At 62.7% G+C, this 18,378-nt stretch carries 18 protein-coding genes and 3 tRNA genes; 13 read left to right on the plus strand and 8 right to left on the minus strand.

Features of this window, described 5'->3' with window-relative positions:
- Positions 1-596: 596 nt before the first annotated feature.
- The 4 genes from AUJ55_06315 to AUJ55_06330 all read right to left on the minus strand — a co-directional run bounded on the left by AUJ55_06315 (position 597) and on the right by AUJ55_06330 (position 5,906).
- A complete protein-coding gene (locus AUJ55_06315) occupies positions 597-1,907 on the minus strand; it encodes a hypothetical protein (GenBank protein ID OIO57604.1) in 1,311 nt (436 codons plus the stop codon).
- A gap of 233 nt (positions 1,908-2,140) precedes the next feature.
- Entirely contained in the window at positions 2,141-4,225 is a 2,085-nt protein-coding gene (locus AUJ55_06320; protein OIO57605.1) for a hypothetical protein, read from the minus strand.
- Positions 4,222-4,923 (minus strand): hypothetical protein, encoded by a 702-nt coding sequence (locus AUJ55_06325; protein OIO57606.1) that lies wholly within the window; start codon positions 4,921-4,923, stop codon positions 4,222-4,224. The genes AUJ55_06320 and AUJ55_06325 overlap by 4 nt, the downstream gene beginning before the upstream one ends.
- Complete coding sequence (locus tag AUJ55_06330; protein ID OIO57607.1) at positions 4,920-5,906, minus strand: hypothetical protein; 987 nt, start codon at positions 5,904-5,906, stop codon at positions 4,920-4,922. The genes AUJ55_06325 and AUJ55_06330 overlap by 4 nt, the downstream gene beginning before the upstream one ends.
- Before the next feature lie 98 nt (positions 5,907-6,004).
- On the opposite strand from AUJ55_06330, the gene AUJ55_06335 reads away from it, so the two are divergent.
- The 13 genes from AUJ55_06335 to AUJ55_06395 all read left to right on the plus strand — a co-directional run bounded on the left by AUJ55_06335 (position 6,005) and on the right by AUJ55_06395 (position 15,096).
- Positions 6,005-6,403: a twin arginine-targeting protein translocase TatB gene (locus tag AUJ55_06335; GenBank protein OIO57608.1), complete on the plus strand. Its 399-nt coding sequence runs from the start codon at positions 6,005-6,007 to the stop codon at positions 6,401-6,403.
- Positions 6,400-6,948, plus strand: a complete 549-nt coding sequence (locus AUJ55_06340; protein ID OIO57609.1) for a hypothetical protein — start codon at positions 6,400-6,402, stop codon at positions 6,946-6,948. Before AUJ55_06335 ends, AUJ55_06340 begins: the two co-directional genes overlap by 4 nt.
- 278 nt (positions 6,949-7,226) lie before the next feature.
- A complete protein-coding gene (locus tag AUJ55_06345; GenBank protein OIO57610.1) occupies positions 7,227-8,324 on the plus strand; it encodes an HflK protein in 1,098 nt (365 codons plus the stop codon).
- Positions 8,321-9,199 carry an HflC protein gene (locus tag AUJ55_06350; protein OIO57611.1) on the plus strand — a complete coding sequence of 293 codons (879 nt, stop codon included), beginning with the start codon at positions 8,321-8,323 and terminating at the stop codon, positions 9,197-9,199. Before AUJ55_06345 ends, AUJ55_06350 begins: the two co-directional genes overlap by 4 nt.
- A gap of 21 nt (positions 9,200-9,220) precedes the next feature.
- Positions 9,221-9,406, plus strand: a complete 186-nt coding sequence (locus tag AUJ55_06355; protein ID OIO57618.1) for a hypothetical protein — start codon at positions 9,221-9,223, stop codon at positions 9,404-9,406.
- 113 nt (positions 9,407-9,519) lie between these two features.
- Positions 9,520-12,054, plus strand: a complete 2,535-nt coding sequence (locus AUJ55_06360; protein ID OIO57612.1) for a DNA gyrase subunit A — start codon at positions 9,520-9,522, stop codon at positions 12,052-12,054.
- Positions 12,047-13,339: a serine--tRNA ligase gene (locus AUJ55_06365; protein OIO57619.1), complete on the plus strand. Its 1,293-nt coding sequence runs from the start codon at positions 12,047-12,049 to the stop codon at positions 13,337-13,339. The genes AUJ55_06360 and AUJ55_06365 overlap by 8 nt, the downstream gene beginning before the upstream one ends.
- Positions 13,340-13,402: 63 nt before the next feature.
- A tRNA-Ser gene (locus AUJ55_06370) sits at positions 13,403-13,492 on the plus strand.
- Between the two features lie 36 nt (positions 13,493-13,528).
- Positions 13,529-13,619: transfer RNA gene (locus tag AUJ55_06375), tRNA-Ser, on the plus strand.
- Between the two features lie 16 nt (positions 13,620-13,635).
- Entirely contained in the window at positions 13,636-14,184 is a 549-nt protein-coding gene (locus AUJ55_06380) for a hypothetical protein (GenBank protein ID OIO57613.1), read from the plus strand.
- Between the two features lie 9 nt (positions 14,185-14,193).
- Positions 14,194-14,270, plus strand: a tRNA-Arg gene (locus AUJ55_06385).
- 153 nt (positions 14,271-14,423) lie between these two features.
- The gene (locus AUJ55_06390) at positions 14,424-14,738 is read left to right on the plus strand and encodes a toxin HigB-2 (protein OIO57620.1); all 315 of its coding nucleotides are present in this window, start codon (positions 14,424-14,426) and stop codon (positions 14,736-14,738) included.
- A gap of 100 nt (positions 14,739-14,838) precedes the next feature.
- Positions 14,839-15,096, plus strand: coding sequence for a hypothetical protein (locus tag AUJ55_06395; GenBank protein OIO57621.1), 258 nt, complete (start codon positions 14,839-14,841; stop codon positions 15,094-15,096).
- Positions 15,097-15,700: 604 nt separating this feature from the next.
- Here the strand turns inward: AUJ55_06395 and AUJ55_06400 are convergent.
- The 4 genes from AUJ55_06400 to AUJ55_06415 form a co-directional block, all read right to left on the minus strand.
- On the minus strand, positions 15,701-16,753 hold the full coding sequence (locus tag AUJ55_06400; protein ID OIO57614.1) for a hypothetical protein: 1,053 nt from the start codon (positions 16,751-16,753) through the stop codon (positions 15,701-15,703).
- Positions 16,754-16,764: 11 nt separating this feature from the next.
- Positions 16,765-17,172, minus strand: a complete 408-nt coding sequence (locus AUJ55_06405; protein ID OIO57615.1) for an ATPase — start codon at positions 17,170-17,172, stop codon at positions 16,765-16,767.
- A 153-nt stretch (positions 17,173-17,325) separates the two neighbouring features.
- Entirely contained in the window at positions 17,326-17,736 is a 411-nt protein-coding gene (locus AUJ55_06410; protein ID OIO57616.1) for a hypothetical protein, read from the minus strand.
- A gap of 3 nt (positions 17,737-17,739) precedes the next feature.
- Positions 17,740-18,216 (minus strand): hypothetical protein, encoded by a 477-nt coding sequence (locus tag AUJ55_06415; GenBank protein ID OIO57617.1) that lies wholly within the window; start codon positions 18,214-18,216, stop codon positions 17,740-17,742.
- Positions 18,217-18,378 lie beyond the last annotated feature (162 nt).

The raw sequence follows: 18,378 nt of genomic DNA on the forward strand, positions 1-18,378 counted from the left end.
ATCCAGCGGTCGCAGGGGCGACAGCGCTGGGGGGATGGGGACGCTGCGGGGGGGCGGGACGCAATCGCGCCGGGGGCGGCGCTCCTACCGCATTGCCCCAAACGCCATCGCGCCGGGGGCGGCGCTCCTACCGCATTGCCTCAAACGCAATCGCGCCGGGGGCGGCGCTCCTACCGCATTGCCCCAAACGCCATCGCGCCGGGGGCGGCGCTCCTACCACGTCGCCTCAAACGCAATCGCGCCGGGGGCGGCGCTCCTACCGCATTGCCCCAAACGCCATCGCGCCGGGGGCGGCGCTCCTACCACATTGCCCCAAACGCAATCGCGCCGGGGGCGGCGCTCCTACCACATTGCCTGCGCGGGGATCCAGCGGTCGCGGGGGCGACAGCGCTGGGTGGGATGGGGACGCTGCGGGGGGGGGCGGGGTGGTGGACCGATAAGTAGGAGGCGACCTAAGTCGCCGAAGCTTTTGGTTGTTGAGAAGCGTCGCGGAAAAAGGCAGGGGGCCTTTGTTCAGCGCTTCCCTAATGCCTTGTAAGTCGTACCAATGCGCGTTTTTCGCTTTTGCTCACGGATTCAGGCAAGAGCCTGTGAACTCAATTCCGCTCCAACCCCAACCGCGCCTCCAATCCCCCCATCGCCCAAGCCAGATTCAACCGCGCCAGCAGCAGCGCATGTTGGGCCGAGGTCAGGTTGAGCTCGGCGCTGAACAGGTCGCGGTGGGCGTCGAGCAGGTCGACGCTGGTCTGGGTCCCCACGTCGAACCCTTGTTGCACCCCGTCGAGAAGCGATTGGGCGGCGGTCACCGCCGCCTGCTTGGCTGTCACCTCTTGCTGTTTGCTCAAGATGTCGAGTCGCGCTTGGGCCAGTTCGAAGGCTGTTTGGGCTCGCTGGGCGGTCAGGTCGGCCCCGGCGGCGACCAGCGACCCCTCCGCCTGCCGGGTTTTCGACAGAACCGAACCGCCGCTGTAGAGGGGAACGGTAAGGTTGAGGGTGAGCTGCTGGTCTTGAAAAACCGAGGTGGCACTGAAGGTTTTTTCGGAGCGGGAGATCTGCCCCTGCAACGACAGCTCGGGCAGATGGTAGGAGCCCTCCAGCGAAACCTGTTCTTCGGCGAGCTGCTGTTGCAACACCTTGGCGACCAAGGCCCCCCTGGGGATGGCGTCGAGTTCGGGAATATCGCTGCCGTCGGGCAGCGCCCAACGCGCCAACTGCGCCGCCAGGTTGCCCGGCTCCCCCTCGATCTTTTGCCCCACCAGCACCTCGAATTGCCGCTGCGCCAGATGTACCTGGTTTTCGACGGCCACCAGTCCTGCCTCGGCGGTCGCCCGCTGCATGATCCCCCGGTCGAGATCGGTTTGAGTCGCCACCCCGACCTCTAGCCGCGCCTTAAGTTGATCTTCGTGGGCCGCCAGCGCTTCGAGCTCCCGCTTGGCCAGCCGCTGACGCTCCATCGTCTCATCCCAGTTGAGGTAGGCGGTAACGATGTTCTTGATGAGGTCGTCCACCGCCTGCAAACGCTGGCTCTTGGCAATGTCGGCCTGCAGGTGGGCCATGGTCCAGCCGATCCAGACCCGGCCCCCCGAGTAGATCGGCTGATTGAGGGTGAGCGCGTAGGAGCGTGGTTTGACGGTCGATGCGGTGGTTGCTCCGAAACCCTCGGTCCGCTTGCGGTCGATCCCAATCGACCCGGTCGCTTTGAGGGTCGGCAGGGCGGCGGCCAACGCTTGGTCGATGACCTCTTGCGCCGCCTGATACCGGGCCTCGGCAGCCTGCCAGATCGGGGCGTTATCGGGGGCCTGGCGCAGCACCTGGTCGAGGGAGATCGGCGCCGCCGAGCCGGGAAGGGGTAAGGTGATGGCGGCGGCCAGGGCGATGGCGGCAAAAGGCTTCAAAGCGACGTTCATGGGGGGTGTCCGTTGTTGTTAAGAAAGCGCTGATTCAAGGCCTCCTGCCTTGAATCAGCGCGCTTGGCAAAAACCAAAAGCAGTGCTTCGGCGACGGGGTCGCCTCCTACGACAGCGCGCCATTTTGGCGGCCTCTCCCTGGGTCGCTCGGAAGCGCTATTACAATAATCAGCGCTTCCTTAAATCTTCGGATTCAAACGCGGTGCGAAGAATGCCGTCGTTGCTCGCAAGGGTCACCAAAAGCGTTGTAAATCTCGGTAAGTCAGCCCGATCAGGGTGCGGATGTCGCTGGCGGTTTGGGGCCGCCCTGCCATTTTAAGCCAGTGCCCCTCGATGCGGCTGGTCAGCCCCAGGTTGCCGACGATGGGGCCGAAGGTTTCGATCTGCCAGCGACCGTTGTCGATCCAGACCCCCTGTTCCCAGGTGTGGTCGATCAACACCAAGCCCCCCCAGCGCTGCCCATTTTGCTCGTACAACCCCTCAGCCTGAAGGTGCACCCCGCGCGAGGTCGAGTCGGTGGCACCCCCCCATTGGCGGCGCAGCAGGGCGCCCGCCTCGAAACTCAGCCCCTCTTGTTTCAAAACGATCCCCAACACCGTGTCGGTGGCGTATTGGCGGGGCGAAGGCAGGGTGGGGGTGCCGGGGGTCCACTCGCCAATCAGGGCGAAATCGCCGTAGGGGCGAAATCCTTCCCCTTGCTGCTCCACTCGGTTGGCGTAGCGCCAGTCGTCGCTCAACTCCTGCACGGTGCCGGTGTACAGGGTTTGCCGGGCATAACGGCTGGTCAGTCGTTGCCGCCAAAAATAGGCTGGAAGCATGTGGGTTAGCGACACATCGGCGTAGCCCGAGACGGTCTGCCCCCCTTCTCCTGCCAGCCAGGGGTCGGAGCGGTCGGCGTAACTTTGGTTGGCATGGATGTCGAGCCGTGACAAATCGACGGTCAGCTCGTTGATTCCCAACCGCCACTCACCTTCGGCGGGGGGAGGGGGCCAGCCCCGCTTGGGATCGATCAGGGCATCGAGGACCACTGCGTCGAGTTGCTGCGGATGGTGGGTGGTCGGATCGAGGATGAGTGCGGCGTTGCCCTCGGGGTCGATTCGCCCCGCATGGGGGGAGGCGTCGGGGAAGAGCAGGAGGTAGGGCATTTCGGGGTCGATGACGATTCCCCCAACCTTGAGCCGTTCCTCGTCGATGCCGACAGCGGCGCCATGCCAGCCATCGGCTTCGATGCGCGCCAGGGTGTCGATCAGATGTTGCCCCGTCAGGGTTTTGCCGCGCATGGCGGTGGGACGCGACAGATACCGTTGCACCAATTCGCCCCCCCAGGGATGTTGCCACATCGAGGGGTCGACCGGACGGAAGAAGTCGTCGTCGATCAGCACCACATCCCCCTTGCCGCTCTTCAACGCCTGAATCGCCACCGCCCGGCGAAGATCCCCCTCTTTCGCCCCCTCGGGAACCCCGAGTAGCGGCAGATTTTTTTCTTTGAGGGTATGCCAGCGCGCCATGATTTCGGCCCGTAATTCCGGGATTTCACCGCCGTCGTCGGTCACTCCGTTGTGGGGGGCGAGGGTGGAGCCGTCCCAACGCAGCGGGTGCCATGGATGGAGATCTTTCCCCCCTGTGAGCGGGGCGATGGTGACCGAACCCATCGAGACCGTCTGGCCGGGGTGGATGGCGTCGCTGACGACCCAGACTGGCTCGGGCAAAGTGCTCAAAGTGTAGAGCTCGTCCAGGGTTAGCCCCTGGGCGATGACCAGCAGTTGTCCCTTGCGCTCCAGGTCGGTCCGCTCGGCCGTGATCCGCAGCAGGGCATCCAAGGGGGAGATCCACGTCCACTTGGCCCGGATGGAGGAGGGCAGTTGCCGGTAAACGGCTTGTCCCAACAGGGCGGTGACCAGCATGGGGCGATCCCGGTCTTGGGTCGCCAAGGCGGAGCGGCCCGCCGGTTGAGGACCGTGCAGGTTGCCCAGCAGCAGGGTTAGCCCCGCACTGCGCAGCTGTTCAGCCAGAAGGTCGGGCCCCCGGCTCAGATCGTGAACCCCCGGCGCCACGGCGGTCACACCGGAGCGGGCCAAAATCGTGGCGAACAAGGCTCCCCGGTCGGGTCGCGAAAGGATGTAGGGGCCCAGGCTATCGCCCACCGCAAGCCGCAGCTCCCCCGCCATCGCGCCGTTCCACAGGTGGGGCATGGCGGCGGCGGTCTTCTGCCCGTCGACCGTAATCAACTGCCCCCGGGGTTGGGGCAGCCAAGACAGAGCCGAGGCGACGCCAGGTAGGCAAAGGGCGGCAATCAGAAGGGGCCAAGTGCGCTTCATGGGGACTCGCTGGGGGTCATCATTTGGCGGGCTCGTTCCAAGTCGGCGGGGGTGCCTGCATCCACAAAAAAACCTTCGTGGAGCACCCCCCCCAACCCAGCGGCGATGGACACGGCGGCGGCGCGGCGATGGTACCACGGCCCCAGAGAGCCGACGGCGGGGATCTGCTCCAGCATGGGGTGGGCCAGCCAAGCGACCCCCATGAAGCGGACCGGACGCCCAGCGGCACCCTTGGGATGCAACCGGGTGCCGACCAGGGCGAAATCGGCATGGTCGGGATCGACCGGCACCACCGCCAAGACGGATTGAAATCCCTGTTGGATCAAGGGTTCGAGCTGGGCCATGAACCCCTCGGGGGGCAGGTCGTGGCAGGCATCGCCGTTATGCAGCAGCACATCGCTACCGCCGAGCAACGGCCCCATCTGCCGTAGCCCCCCGGCGGTTTCGAGATCGCCGTGCTCCAGCGACAAGGTCAAGGGAATGCGGCTTGCGTGCGTCGCCAAATGGGGGGGGAACTGGGCGCTCAGGTGGCGGGCGTTGACAATCAACTCCTCGCACCCCGCCGCCACAAGCCAGTGCAGCGCCCGGTCGAGCAGGGTAGTCGAACCGACCGGGAGCAGCGGTTTGGGGGTGGTGTCGGTCCATGGCGCCAGCCGCACCCCCCGTCCCGCCGCCAACGCCACCCCGGTCAGCTTCATGCCCCTTGCCCGATGTGGGGCAGCACCGCCTCGGACCGGGCGATCACCGCCGCAATCAGGGCGGGCCCCTGGGTGAAGGGGGGGGGGAGTCCCGGTTGGGTCGCCAGCCAGTCAAGGTGGGTTTGCAGATGGTTCAAGGTATTGGGAATCGAAGCCAGATAGCGCGGTTTGCCATCGCGCAGCCAGAGCCGGGCGAAGATGCCGCTGGCCTTAAGGTTGCGCTGGGCGGCGACCAGCCGCAGCTCCAGGCGCAGGCAGGGGTCGTCGGCATTGAGCCCCGCCGCTTGGCAGAAGTGACGCCACAGCTTCTCGCGCACCGCATCGGGGTAGGCGGCGTAGCTGTCGTAAAGAAGTGAAGCGATGTCGTACAGCCTCGGCCCCGCCACCGCATCCTGAAAATCGAGGCTGACCAAGCGCCCCCCTGTCACCATCAGGTTGCGGCTGTGATGGTCGCGGTGGACGAAGCCGGTTGGGGTGGTCGCGACTTGGGCGTTGAGGGCCTGAATCAAGGTTTCGGCCTGGGCAACCTCAGATGCAGGCAGTTCGAGCAGCCGGGTCAAAAGCCAGTCGCTGAAGAGGGTCCCCTCATATTCCAGCAACGTGGCAAAATCGGTCAGGTCGTCGTGGGGGAGGGGGAGCCAGGCGGCAGGCATGGCGGCGGCGGCCAGGAAGGGCTGCGGCTCCCTTGCAAAATCGAGATCCTCCAGATGGCTTCCCCCGAGATCCTCCATCAGTAGGTAACCGTGGGTTGCGTCGCGGGCCGCGATGGCGGGGACGTCGATGCTAAAAGAGGCCAGTCGGTCGTGGATCGCCAGAAAGGGTCCAACCGGCTCCTTGTCGGGGGGGGCGTCCATGAGGATGCGGCTGCCACCGGGCAGATGCACTCGAATGTAGCGGCGGAACGAGGCATCCCCCGGAAGGGGCTGAAGTTCAAAGGGGGTATCGAGGATTTCGGCCAGCCATTGCCGGGGTTCGGGTCGCATGGGGGTCTCGGAGATGGTGTTGGGGGGGGAGGCTTCTGCTAGATTACCGAACCCATGGTGAATTCTCGACCGAAGCTTATCCCTGCGCAGGAGCGGGTATGCCCGACATAGGTTTTACCGAACTCATCGTGATCGCGGTGGTGCTGTTCGTGATCGTCGGTCCCGAGCGGATGCCGGGGCTGCTGGCCGATCTGTCGCGCTGGCTGCACAAGGGGCGCTCCCTGGCCAGCCAGTTGCGCCGTGAACTCGATTTCGAGGTCGCCTCCCTTAAACAGGAGCTTCCCGGCGAGGAGATCCAGGCGGTGAAAACCGAGGTCAACAAGATCGGAGGTTCGCTGCGCGAGGCCGAAGCCGACCTGCTTCGCCGGGAACGGGCGTTGAACCAAAGTTTGAAGGGGCCGGTCGAGCCTCCCGCCTCGCCCCCCGCCGCCACCACCACCACCACCGCCGCCGCCACCACCACCACCACAGAACCCCAAAAACCGGAGTCCGCTTGAACGTCCTGATCGAACTGATCCCCATCCTCTTCTTCTTTGCCGCCTACAAGCTTTGGGGCATCTACGCCGCTACCGGGGCGGCCATCGTCGCCTCTTTGCTTCAGTTGGCCTGGACCTACCATCGCACGCGCACCCTCGACAAGGTGCAGATCGGGGTGGCGGGGATGATCCTGGTCTTCGGCGGCGCCACCTTGCTGTTGCAGGATCCCACCTTCATCAAACTCAAGCCGACGGCGGTGTATCTGCTGCTCGCTTTGGTCTTCCTCGGTAGCCTATTGACCAAAACCAACCTGATCGAGGCGATGATGGGTCGCGCCGAGATCAAACTGCCCCCCCACGCCTCCCGCCGTCTGTGCTGGGTCTGGGGGGGCTTTTTCGTCACCATGGCGGGGGCCAACCTTTTTGTCGCCTTCAACTACCCCGAAGAGGTCTGGGTCGACTTCAAGGTCTTCGGCATGACCGGGCTAACCTTGGTTTTTGCGGTCGCTCAGGCCTTTTATGTGGCTAGGCATACTCAAGAGGAGCCAGAGTCCCAGGGTTCGTAAGGTTTTCGGCGACGCTTCTCAAAAACCAAAAGTAGGCGCCCTGAGGCGGCGATGGTTTTTGCTTCGTTTGCAAAATCAGTCACTTACGTTCCTGATTGATTGGCGGCCCATCCCTGGGTCGCTCGGAAGCGCCAAATAAATCAGCGCTTCCTTAGAGGCGCCCTTGATTCAAAACGCCCCCCGGTTTGTTCGATGGGGGCGATCCCACTACAATCCCCGGCCCTTTACGGCCTGGGGGGTTTGAATACGCACCATTAACCACGAGAGGTCATCGTTTCATGCCTTGGAATCAAAACGGGGGTCCCGGAGGGGATCCCTGGGGACGCGGCTCCCAGCAGGGGGGCGGCGGACCCAAGCCACCCGATCTCGATGAACTCGTCAACCGCCTGAAAAAGAAATTCGGCGGGGGCGGTCCCAATGGCTTTAAAGGGTGGCCCTACTTGGGGGTCATCGCCTTTTTGCTTTGGGGCGCCTCGGGTATCTACATCGTCCAGCCCGACGAGCAGGGGGTGGTCCAGCGGTTCGGCGCCTTTACCGAGACCACCGCCCCCGGTCCCCACTGGCACCTGCCCGCCCCCATCGAAACGGTCAACAAGGTCAAGGTAACCAAGGTTGATCGGGTCGAGGTCGGTTACCGCAGCCGTGGCGTCAGCGATGGTTTTGGTGGCGATAGCCGCGATACCGTCGAGGTGCCCAAAGAGGCGCTGATGCTTACCGGCGACGAGAACATCGTCGACATCAACTTCACGGTGCAATTTCGCATCCGCGACGCCGGCAACTACCTGTTCAACGTCCGCAATCCCGAAAAGACGGTCAAGGATGTGGCCGAGTCGGCGATCCGCGAGGTGGTCGGCAAAAGCCCCATCGACGAGGTGTTGACCTCGGGCAAGATGAAGATCCAGACCCAGACCCAGGCGCTGATGCAAGAGATCCTGGACGACTACAAGGTGGGACTTCAGGTGGTCACCGTGCAGTTGCAGCAGGTGCAGCCTCCCTCGGCGGTCATCGACGCGTTTAAAGACGTGGCCAGCGCCCGTGAGGATCGCCAACGGGCGATCAACGAGGCTCACGGTTACTCCAACGACATTTTGCCCAAAGCCAAGGGCGAGGCGGCCCAGATGGTCGAAGAGGCCAAGGCCTATAAAGCGCAGAGGGTCAACGAGGCACAGGGTGATACCGAGCGCTTCTTAGGAATGCTGGCCGAATATCGTAAGGCCCCCTCGGTGACCACCAAGCGGATGTACCTTGAGACGATGGAGCAGGTGCTCGGCGGGGTTGAGAAGGTGGTGATCGACGAGCAAGCCGCCAACGGGGTGCTGCCGGTGCTGCAATTGGGAGGCGTATTGGGCCAGGGCGCGACGGGAGGTGCCAAATGAATAAAGGTCTCTCTGTGCTGACCGGCATCCTTTCCGCTGTGATTCTGATTGCCGGGTTCACCCTGTTTACCGTCAAGGAGACCGAGCAGGTTCTGGTTCTTCAAATGGGTAAACCGGTTAAGGCGCTCACCGAGCCGGGGTTGCAGTTTAAGATCCCCTTCATCCAGAACATCTTGACCTTCGACCGCCGCATCCTCGAATACGACTCGGATCCCGCCGAGGTTTTGACCCTCGACAAGAAAAACTTGGTGGTCGACCACTTCACGAAGTGGCGTATCGTCGATCCCCTGAAGCTTTTTCAAACGGTGCAAAACGAAGTCGGGGCGATCAGTCGCCTGGACGACATCATCTACTCGCGTCTGCGCGAGGAGCTGGGCAAACACACCTTCGAGGACATCGTCTCCGGGGTGCGCACCCAGCTGATGGACGCGGTTCGGGAAAGCTGTAACGAGCAGGCTGCCCCCTTTGGTATTGAGGTGGTCGACGTGCGCATCAAGCGGACCGACCTGCCCAAAGAGAACTCCGATGCCGTCTTCCGTCGGATGCAGACCGAGCGGCAGCGAATGGCCAAACAGTACCGCTCTGAGGGTGCCGAGGAGGCGCAGAAGATCCGGGCCGATGCCGACCGGCAGAAGACCGAGATTATCTCAGAGGCCTACCGTGATGCTCAGATCCTTCGCGGTGAAGGGGACGCAACCGCCATCAAGACCTACGGTGAGGCGTTTTCGAAGGACGAGAAATTCTTCGAATTCATGCGCACCCTGGAGGCCTACAAGAAGATCTTCAAAGACGGTGGCCGGGATCGCATGGTCCTGAGCACCGATTCGCCCCTGCTTAAATTGCTGACCGGTCAGGAGGGTGCGGCCCGCCGTTAATCGGTGGGTCGCCTCGATTTGATGGAAGATTTTATTGCCGCGTTGGGGTTGGTGATGGTGCTGGAGGGGCTCCCTTGGCTTATCTCCCCCCAGCGGATGCGGGCGACCTTCGCCTCGCTGATGCAGCTTCCCGACGCCACCCTGCACAAGATGGGGGTGGCGTTGATTGCAACGGGGCTGCTGACCCTCTACGTCGTTCGGGGTTGATTCCTGAGAAGGCGCCGATTCAACCGGTGCCTTCTAAAAAAGTTCGATCCATTCATTCCACGTCGGGGGGGGATTCCCCGTCGGTTTAAAACCACCGTATCGGAGTTTCGTGGATGCTGATCAACTCGCCGCCACCCGTTCCCGTCAATCTTGACGAGGAGATGCGCCGCTCCTACCTCGATTACGCCATGAGCGTCATTGTGGGCCGTGCTCTGCCCGACATTCGCGACGGACTCAAGCCGGTGCACCGGCGGATCCTGTTCGCCATGAAAGAGATGGGCAACGACTACAACAAGCCCTACAAAAAATCGGCCCGCATCGTCGGCGACGTCATCGGTAAGTACCACCCCCACGGCGATTCGGCGGTTTACGACGCCATGGTCCGACTGGCCCAGCCCTTTGCCATGCGATACACCATGGTTGAAGGTCAGGGCAATTTCGGTTCGGTCGACGGCGATTCCCCCGCAGCCATGCGTTACACCGAGGTTCGCCTCGACAAACTCGCCCACACCCTGCTCGAAGATCTCGACAAGGAGACGGTCGATTTCGGCGACAATTACGACGGCTCGTTGCAAGAGCCCAAGGTGTTGCCCGCCGCCTTCCCCCATCTGCTGGTCAACGGCAGCGAGGGGATCGCGGTCGGTATGGCGACCAAGATCCCCCCCCATAACCTCACCGAGGTGCTGGGCGCCACCATCGCCCTGATCGACGACCCCGAGATCGACATCGCAGGGTTGATGAAGTACGTCCCGGCCCCCGACTTCCCCACCGGCGCTTTCATTTATGGGCGTAGCGGCGCCAAGCAGGCCTACGAGACCGGGCGCGGCTCCATCACCATGCGGGCCAAGATCGATATCGAGACCGATAAGAAGGGGACGCGGCAGTCGATCATCATTTCTGAGATTCCCTACCAGCTCAACAAAGCCCGGCTGATCGAACACATGGCCGAGCTGGTGAAAGAAAAGAAGCTGCTGGGTATTTCAGAACTGCGCGACGAATCGGATCGCGACGGCATGCGCATCGTGCTTGATCTCAAACGCGACGCGGTCGGCGAGATCATCATCAACCAGCTCTTCAAGATGACCCCGCTGCAAAGCAATTTCGGCATCATCATGCTGGCGGTCGACCACGGTCGTCCCCGCTTGGTGAATCTGAAGGAGGCGCTGCAGGCCTTCATCGACCACCGCCGCGAAGTCATCACCCGGCGCACCATTTATGAACTGCGCAAGGCCGAGGAACGGGCCCATCTGCTCGAAGGTTTGGCGGTGGCGCTGCAAAACATTGATGAGGTTATCGCCATCATCAAAGCGGCCCCGAGCCCCGCCGAGGCGCGCATCAACCTGATGGAGGTTGAGTGGCGCTTCAATTGGGAGGGTGAGGCCCGGACCCAGAAATTCACCCAGCCCCAGGCCCAGGCCATCCTTGAAATGCGCCTGCACCGCCTGACCGGGATGGAGCAAGAAAAGCTCGTCAACGAATACCGGGAGCTGCTTAACCTCATCAACCGCCTCAAAGAGATCCTCGCCTCCGAAAGTGAGCTGATGGGGGTGATCCGGGCTGAGTTGGTTAAGGTGAACGAGGACTTCGGCGACAAGCGGCGCACCCAGATCGTCGACGAGACCGCCGAGTTGACCCTCGAAGATCTCATCGCCGAGGAAGACATGGTTGTGACCATGTCGCTGTCGGGCTACATCAAGCGTCAGCCGGTCACCCACTACCGCTCGCAGCGTCGGGGAGGCAAAGGTCGGACGGCGGTGAACCCCAAAGAGGGGGATGTGGTTGAGCGGCTCTTCATCGCCTCGACCCACGATACCGTTATGTTCTTCACCAACCGGGGTCGGGTCTTCTGGTCGAAGGTCTACGAGATTCCCCAATCGGGTCCCACCGCTCGCGGCACCGCTTTGGTTAACCTGCACCCCTTGCAAGAGGGGGAGCGGATCACCGCCACCATGCCGGTGCGCCATTTCGTCGAGGACCGCTACGTCCTGATGGCGACCCGCAGCGGCATCGTGAAAAAAACCGACTTGATGGCCTACAGCAACGTGCGTAATGGCGGCGTGCAAGCGATTAAGTTGGGCGAGGGCGATTCGGTTATCGGCGTTGCCATCACCGACGGTGCCCGCGAGGTGCTGCTCACCACCAGCCAGGGATTGAGCATTCGCTTCCCCGAGGAGCAGGCCCGTCCCATGGGCCGGGTGTCGCAGGGAGTGCGGGGGATCAAGCTCGAAAAAGGGGACGAGGTCCGCTCCATGGACATCCTGGCCGCGGATTGCTCCATCCTGACCGTCACCACCCAGGGCTTTGGCAAACGTTCCAAGGCCGACGATTACCGCCAGCAAAACCGGGGCGGCAAGGGTCTGATTACCATCAAGACCACCAAACGCAACGGCTATGTGGTGGGTTGCCTGCAGGTGTTGGCCGACGACGAGGTCATGATTATCACCGCTGGTGGCACCATGATCCGCATCCGCATGAAAGATCTGCGGGTCATCGGTCGCAACACCCAGGGAGTGACCCTCTTCAACATCGACGAAGGGGATGACGTGGTCGCGGTTGTCCGGGTGGTGGAACGTCCGGAGGATGACGACGACGAGGGGGATGATGGGGTGCCGCCGGTGGCGCCTGGGGAGTTGCCTCTCGATGCTTGATCGCCGTTTGTTGCTTGAAGACCCGGACAAACTGGTCCGTGGTTTGGCCCGGCGTGGCTCCGATGTCGGTGTGGTGGCGCTGCTCGACATCGAGGCCTCGCGCCGTGAACTGCTGCAAAAGGTCGAGGAGGGGCGTTCCCAGCGCAACGCCTTGAGCAAAGAGATCGGGGTGCGCAAACGTAACAAAGAACCAGCCGACGACCTCTTCGCCGCTGTTGAGGAGGTGAAGAGAAGCCTGGAACTGTGGGAGGAGGAGCTCCAGGTTAAAGAACGCCTTTTTGACGAGCTCTGGCTGCTGGTTCCCAACCTGATCGACGACGATGCCCCTGATGGCCCCGATGAGAGCGGCAACGTTGAGATCCGCCGCTGGGGGGTGCCGAAATCCTTCGAATATGCTCCCAAGGCCCACTACGAGATCGGCGAGGATCTCGGCCTGCTCGATTTCGAACAGGCGGCCAAGATCACCGGCAGCCGCTTTGCGGTGCTCAAAGGTGATCTGGCCCGGTTGGAGCGGGCGCTGGGGCAGTGGATGCTTGATCTGCACAGCGATCAGCACGGCTATACCGAGGTTCAGGTTCCCTACATGGTCAACCGCGATGCCTTGACCGGGACCGGCCAGTTGCCGAAGTTCGAAGAGGATCTGTTCTTCCTGCGCGACAACGACTACGCCTTAATCCCCACTGCCGAGGTGCCGGTCACCAACCTCCACCGCGAGAGCATCGTCGAGGAGGAGGCGCTCCCCCTGAAATACGTTGCCTGGACCCCCTGCTTCCGCCGTGAGGCCGGTTCGGCAGGACGCGATACCCGGGGGCTAATCCGCCAGCACCAATTCCACAAGGTAGAGCTGGTCCACCTCGTCGCCCCTGAAGAATCAGAGACGGCCTTGCAGCAGATTGTCGACCACGCTGCCAAGGTGCTTGAGCTGCTTGAGCTGCCCTACCGGGTGATGGCGCTGTGCGCGGGCGATACCGGCTTTTCGAGCGCCCGCACCTTCGATCTTGAGGTTTGGCTGCCAGCCCAGGGTGCCTACCGCGAGATCTCCTCCTGTTCGAATTTCCGCGATTTTCAGGCCCGCCGGGCTTCGATTCGGGGTCGTTTCAAAAACGAGCAGAGCGGCAAACGGGACAACCGCATCCTGCATACCCTCAACGGGTCGGGTTTGGCGGTGGGGCGGACCCTGGTGGCACTGCTCGAAAATCACCAGAACAACGACGGTTCGGTAACGATTCCCGCAGTGCTGCGCCCCTACATGGGGGGGCGCGAACGGATCGGTGGGCCCCGGTGATCCCCAACAGCCCTTCTATGGGTTGCGCTGAGGATCGATCTGGATACGATACCCGCCCTTCGAGGAAGGGTGGCCGAGTGGTTGAAGGCTCCGGTCTTGAAAACCGGCGAGGGGTTAAACCCTCCGTGGGTTCGAATCCCACCCCTTCCGCCAGTTTTCTCGCTGTGAAGGTTGTACAGGTTTTACTACGGAGAGGTGGCCGAGAGGCCGAAGGCGCTCCCCTGCTAAGGGAGTACAGGTCACAAGCCTGTCGAGGGTTCGAATCCCTCCCTCTCCGCCACTTTTTACCCCTGGCGTTGCTGCTGGGGGGCACGCTGGCAGGGCTCGCGGGTTGCGGCGAACCGACCAAGCCCCAAGGGGCGACGGTGGGGGGCGCCATCGAAGACACCCGCGGGGCGAACCACCCCGAATCGGTGGTGGTTCCCGAGGAAGAAACCCGGCATCCGCCGGGCGACGCATCGGCTCCAAAGCTCGATGTAACCTCGATTCCAGCGGGTTGGACGGCTCAGATCGTCATCCTTGACAAGCTGATGGGCCGTCGCCATGATTCCGCCCCCTTACGAGGGGGAGAGGCACTGAAGCTTCCCGATGGACGTCAATGGACGGTGGTTGCGGTGATTCCATCCCTGGTTGTGAAGGGGGGAATAATCGGCAACAACCCGGCGTCCAATTCGCAGAAAACTGCGGCGCCCGACAATCCGGCCATCGTGCTGGATACCGAGGCGGGAACGATCTGGATCAGCCGGGACCATCCCGGATTTGAAAGCCGGACCGATTCACGTTTTACCATCAGGCTGAAATCGGTTCAGCCGCCGCTCTTACCCGAAACGGAAGAGGGCAGTTGAACCGGGTGTGGGTTGGTAGCTCAGTTGGATAGAGCACCAGGCTACGAACCTGGGGGTCAGGGGTTCGAATCCTCTCCAGCCCACCACACCATTACAAGGGGTTACGTCTTCGGGCGTAACCCCTTTGTTGTTTGCGGCACACCAGCGGCACACACTGAACACCCCACGTTGTCTGGAACCAATCCCCCCTTTGCAGTATCTTCTTGATGGCTATACGGCTAAAGCGTATAACGTCATCCATGTTCGAGTTCATAGAACTTCCCCCTTTCGCGGCTCTTCGGGACGAACTCTTCGACGATGAAGAATTCGTCGCCTTTCAGGCATTCCTGTGCGAGCAACCCGAAGCCGGAACCGTGATCCCCGAAACCTCCGGTTGCCGGAAGGTACGGTGGTCGGCCAAGGGCAAAGGTAAGCGGGGCGGGTCGAGGGTGATCTACTTCCTTCAATTGACGAAGGGCCGGATTGTCTTGGTGGCCGCTTACGGCAAAGGGGAGCGGGACGATGTGCCGCGTGGGTGGCTCAAACGACTACGGGAGGCATTCGACCATGAGTAAAGCCAAACAACTTCTTGGGGACTACCTGGCAGAGCTGGAAGGTGGCAAGGCTCCACGCTGGTCGCGTAGCACCACCTTCGAACAGCGGCCCGATGGTTCGGTGTGCCGGAAGGTTTGCCGTGCCGATGGAACGGTGGAAAAAGAGGAGGTGTTGTCCGGTATCGAATGGGAAACCATCGCCGCTCGTGCCGGAACGGGCCTGTCTCAGGCTCAGTTTGCCAAACTCCTCGGGGTATCGGTTCGGACCCTTCAAGATTGGGAGCAGGGGCGTAAAACCCCGTCGGGGGCGGCCCGTACCTTGTTGGCCATCGCCGCACGTCGTCCCGATGTACTCAAAGAGGTGACGTTGGCCCTTTAAAGGTGGATGACTTCTTCCGGTGAAGTGTGGCGTTGAGCGTGGGAGGGATCAGGTCAGCGCCCACATCGTCGCTTGGGCTCCCGCTCGATCACGTTGAACAGACCAAAGGCCGGTCCCTCGCTTCAACGGGATGACTGCCCCCGCTTCGTTGCCTGGGCATGAGCAATGGCCTCGGTCAAACCCTGCTTGATGCGTACGAATGCGTTTGCCATCCGTTTGCGTCACGACTCCAGCGCAGTTCTCGAATCTCCCCAGTCCCTCGGATTTTGGGGATTCCGCCAGAGAATCCATGCCATGGAAGGTCCGAACCGTCATGGCTCGGACGTGCCAAGCAAGCGTATGGCCCTGCCCTGAACCGGAAGAGGAAACCGACTTACGAAACGGAAATAAGCGGCAATCCGGGCGGTGCTGGTGACCGCAATAGGGGTTTGCCCCTAGAAGGACCCACGGGCCACCATATCGGCCAAGAAAATATTCGAAGAAAGGAAGTCGCGTTGTGTCCTCAGCAAATAGCGACTTCCCGCGAGTCTGGGCATCCGCAGCGTCTTCCCGCTAGAGTGGGGTCCACCCCACGTTGAAGAGCGTGACCCCCTTTTTGTTTTGCTTAGCCCGCGAACGTTTGGTAGCGGGCGATCTGCTCCTCGAACCGCCCCGCCCCCTCAGCCCCAAGCGTTTCGAAGGGCTCTAGATCGATCTGCACCGCCCCCCGCTTGACCGTCTTGCGCCACGTCCCCACCACCCTTCCATCCAGCACCATCAGCGGTTTGAACACCCCGTTGCCCCCCGGCACCACTTTGCCTGCATGGGCCGGATCGAGCACCACATCGCGCACTTTGTAGCCGAGCAGGTATTCGTCGAAGCCGGGTAGTAGAAAGGCCGAGGGGGAGGGGGGGTGAGGGGTGGCGGCGGCAGCCATCCAGTGGAGTTGTCCGTCGATGTCGATCTTGCGCAGCTGCCCCGCCGCCAGCGCCAAACCGCGCCGGGTATCGCTGAGGGTTAGGCCACTCCAGTGGACGAAATCGACCTCGGTGGCGGGGCCGTGGCCGGTGAAGTAGCGCCGGACGAGCTCGGTCAGCCCCTCTTCGCGGCTCAAAGAGGGGGAGGGGGGGAGCCATTGGTCGAGGAGGACGAAGGTCTGCTGTTTGCCCGCTACGGGGCCGAAGCAGATCGTCCCCTGCTGGGCCAGATGGCACAGAATGTGGTAGCCCCGCTGTCCAGTTGTGGCGATCCCGGCCCCATCCAGGGTTTGCATCACCTCTCCCCGCGTCAGCTGTGTTCCATCCAGCGCTTGTTCCAGCACGGTGCGGGCGCGGGTGTAGGTCGCGGCGTCGAGCCCGAGCTGGGTGTCGCGCCGGGCGGTGTTGGCCAGGCGACGGGGAGCGAGCAGGGCCAACATCCAGCGTAGGTCGCTCCCCGCCACCGCATGCAACGTGCCGCGCATCGGCCAGGAGCGGACGATGGTTTGATCGGCAAAGGCCGCCTCGATGTCGGCGCGGGTGCTGCCGGACAGGCGCAGCCCAATGGCCCAGAGCAGGCTAGGGTAATCCTGCCCCTGCATCGCCCCGAGGGTGTGCACCACCTCAAGTGGGGTGCGGGCTTGGCTGCCTTGGATCAGCTGATGGCGTAACCTCAAGGGGGGGATGGCGGTGGGGGTCATGGGTCGGCGCTCTACCGGGTCGCCTCAACGTGGCGGGCGAAGTTGTCCAGAATCGCCTGCCAGCCGCTGTGCTGCTGCTCGGCGCTGTGCTCCTGCTCGGCTTCGAAGGTAACCCGCACCGTCACCCCCGTCCCCTCTTCGAGGAATTCAACCTGGGCTGTGCGCTCGCCAAAACGGTATGCGAGCAGCGACATGGGGACGACCTGGGTGTAGGTGCCGACGAAGTCGAAACCCGCGCTGCCATCCTTGGCCTCCATGCGGGATGAAAACCGACCACCGACCCGCAGATCGACCTGGGCGTCGGTGGTGTGCCAGTCGTCGGAGGCGGCGTTCCATTGTTTGATATCGTCGGGGGTGGTGTAGGCGTGCCAAACCTCGGCCAGGGGGGCGGCGATGGTGGTTGCGACGGTGATGTTCATGGGGTGCTCCTTGGGGGTGGTATTGAATCAAAGGGGGCCGAGCTGCGTCCGCCGCCGAGGCGGAACTCCTACAAAAGCCTGTTGCTGCCGATGCTGCGCGCCCTTTTGGGGGACGGGCTGCGTTGCGTCCGCTGTTCGTGGCGGCGAGCCTCCTTACCCCCGCTTGCTGCGCATCGCCAGGCAATGTTCCAGCGCTGGATCGCCCGCCAGCCTGCGGTACTCCTCCCCCTCAACCGGAAAGAGGGCGATTTTGCCCGCCGCGTTGTAGTGCGCCCCCCAGCCGTATTGTTTGGTCAGCGGCGAGGCACGCATACAAGCGTGGGGTTTGGCGAAGAGCGCCCCCCACAACGCCCCCCGTTCTTCGTCGCCCTGCGCAGCGATCCCCTTGTGGCGTAGGTGCACCTCAAACTTGAGCTCCTCCAGGGTTAGGCCGTAGGGGTGGCCGGTGAGCAGTTCGTATTCGATCTGGGCGATGGTGGGCTTGTCCCCCCGCTGCGGGGGGATCGCCGCCGTTTGCACCGGGCAATCGGGGGCGATTTCGACGAAGGTGTTGAAGACGTTCATCGCTTATTCGTTGCCGGAAAAAGCCCGCTCCAAGGCGGCGATGTCGATCTTCACCATCGACCACAACGCCTGCATCACCCGGCTGGAGCGCTCGGGGTCGTCGCCGCTCAGCAGCCGTCCCAGGGCGGCGGGGACAATCTGCCAACTGACCCCGTAACGATCCTGCAACCAGCCACAAGCCTGGGTTTGCCCCCCCTGCGCCAGGGTATTCCACAAGTGGTCGATCTCGGCCTGGTCGGCGCAGTCCACCACAAACGAAATCGCCGGGGAAAACCGGTACTGCGGGCCGCCGTTGAGGGCGACGAAGGGTTGTCCGTCGATCTGGAATGCCACCGTCATGGCGGTTCCGGTCGGCATGGGGGCGTTGTCACCGTAGCGGCTGACGTGGTTGATGGCGGAATTCTTAAAAACCGAGGTGTAGAAGGTGGCGGCCTCTTCGGCCTGGGTGTCGAACCACAAAAACGGGGTGATTTTGGACATCGGCGGTCTCCTTGGGGATTACATGGTCGGTTCTAGGAATCTGTCGGGCTTGAGCGTCCGTAGCGAGCCGAGTGGGGAATCGAGGCCAAATTTTCACGGTTTTGAGGATCATAGTGGTGGCTATGTGACGAAAAACCGGGGGAATTTGGACCGATTACCCGC

It is taken from the genome of Proteobacteria bacterium CG1_02_64_396 (assembly GCA_001872725.1).
Taxonomy (GTDB): Bacteria; Pseudomonadota; MNWR01; order CG1-02-64-396; family CG1-02-64-396; genus CG1-02-64-396.

What these genes read in the sequence shown, in the direction of transcription:
- AUJ55_06360 (OIO57612.1), top strand. Translation starts at nt 9,520, where the DNA reads ATGCTGATCAACTCGCCGCCACCCGTTCCCGTCAATCTTGACGAGGAG.
- AUJ55_06325 (OIO57606.1), bottom strand. Translation starts at nt 4,923, where the DNA reads ATGAAGCTGACCGGGGTGGCGTTGGCGGCGGGACGGGGGGTGCGGCTG.
- AUJ55_06330 (OIO57607.1), bottom strand. Translation starts at nt 5,906, where the DNA reads ATGCGACCCGAACCCCGGCAATGGCTGGCCGAAATCCTCGATACCCCC.
- AUJ55_06400 (OIO57614.1), bottom strand. Translation starts at nt 16,753, where the DNA reads ATGACCCCCACCGCCATCCCCCCCTTGAGGTTACGCCATCAGCTGATC.
- AUJ55_06320 (OIO57605.1), bottom strand. Translation starts at nt 4,225, where the DNA reads ATGAAGCGCACTTGGCCCCTTCTGATTGCCGCCCTTTGCCTACCTGGC.
- AUJ55_06335 (OIO57608.1), top strand. Translation starts at nt 6,005, where the DNA reads ATGCCCGACATAGGTTTTACCGAACTCATCGTGATCGCGGTGGTGCTG.
- AUJ55_06350 (OIO57611.1), top strand. Translation starts at nt 8,321, where the DNA reads ATGAATAAAGGTCTCTCTGTGCTGACCGGCATCCTTTCCGCTGTGATT.
- AUJ55_06415 (OIO57617.1), bottom strand. Translation starts at nt 18,216, where the DNA reads ATGTCCAAAATCACCCCGTTTTTGTGGTTCGACACCCAGGCCGAAGAG.
- AUJ55_06315 (OIO57604.1), bottom strand. Translation starts at nt 1,907, where the DNA reads ATGAACGTCGCTTTGAAGCCTTTTGCCGCCATCGCCCTGGCCGCCGCC.
- AUJ55_06345 (OIO57610.1), top strand. Translation starts at nt 7,227, where the DNA reads ATGCCTTGGAATCAAAACGGGGGTCCCGGAGGGGATCCCTGGGGACGC.
- AUJ55_06390 (OIO57620.1), top strand. Translation starts at nt 14,424, where the DNA reads ATGTTCGAGTTCATAGAACTTCCCCCTTTCGCGGCTCTTCGGGACGAA.
- AUJ55_06405 (OIO57615.1), bottom strand. Translation starts at nt 17,172, where the DNA reads ATGAACATCACCGTCGCAACCACCATCGCCGCCCCCCTGGCCGAGGTT.
- AUJ55_06355 (OIO57618.1), top strand. Translation starts at nt 9,221, where the DNA reads ATGGAAGATTTTATTGCCGCGTTGGGGTTGGTGATGGTGCTGGAGGGG.
- AUJ55_06365 (OIO57619.1), top strand. Translation starts at nt 12,047, where the DNA reads ATGCTTGATCGCCGTTTGTTGCTTGAAGACCCGGACAAACTGGTCCGT.
- AUJ55_06410 (OIO57616.1), bottom strand. Translation starts at nt 17,736, where the DNA reads ATGAACGTCTTCAACACCTTCGTCGAAATCGCCCCCGATTGCCCGGTG.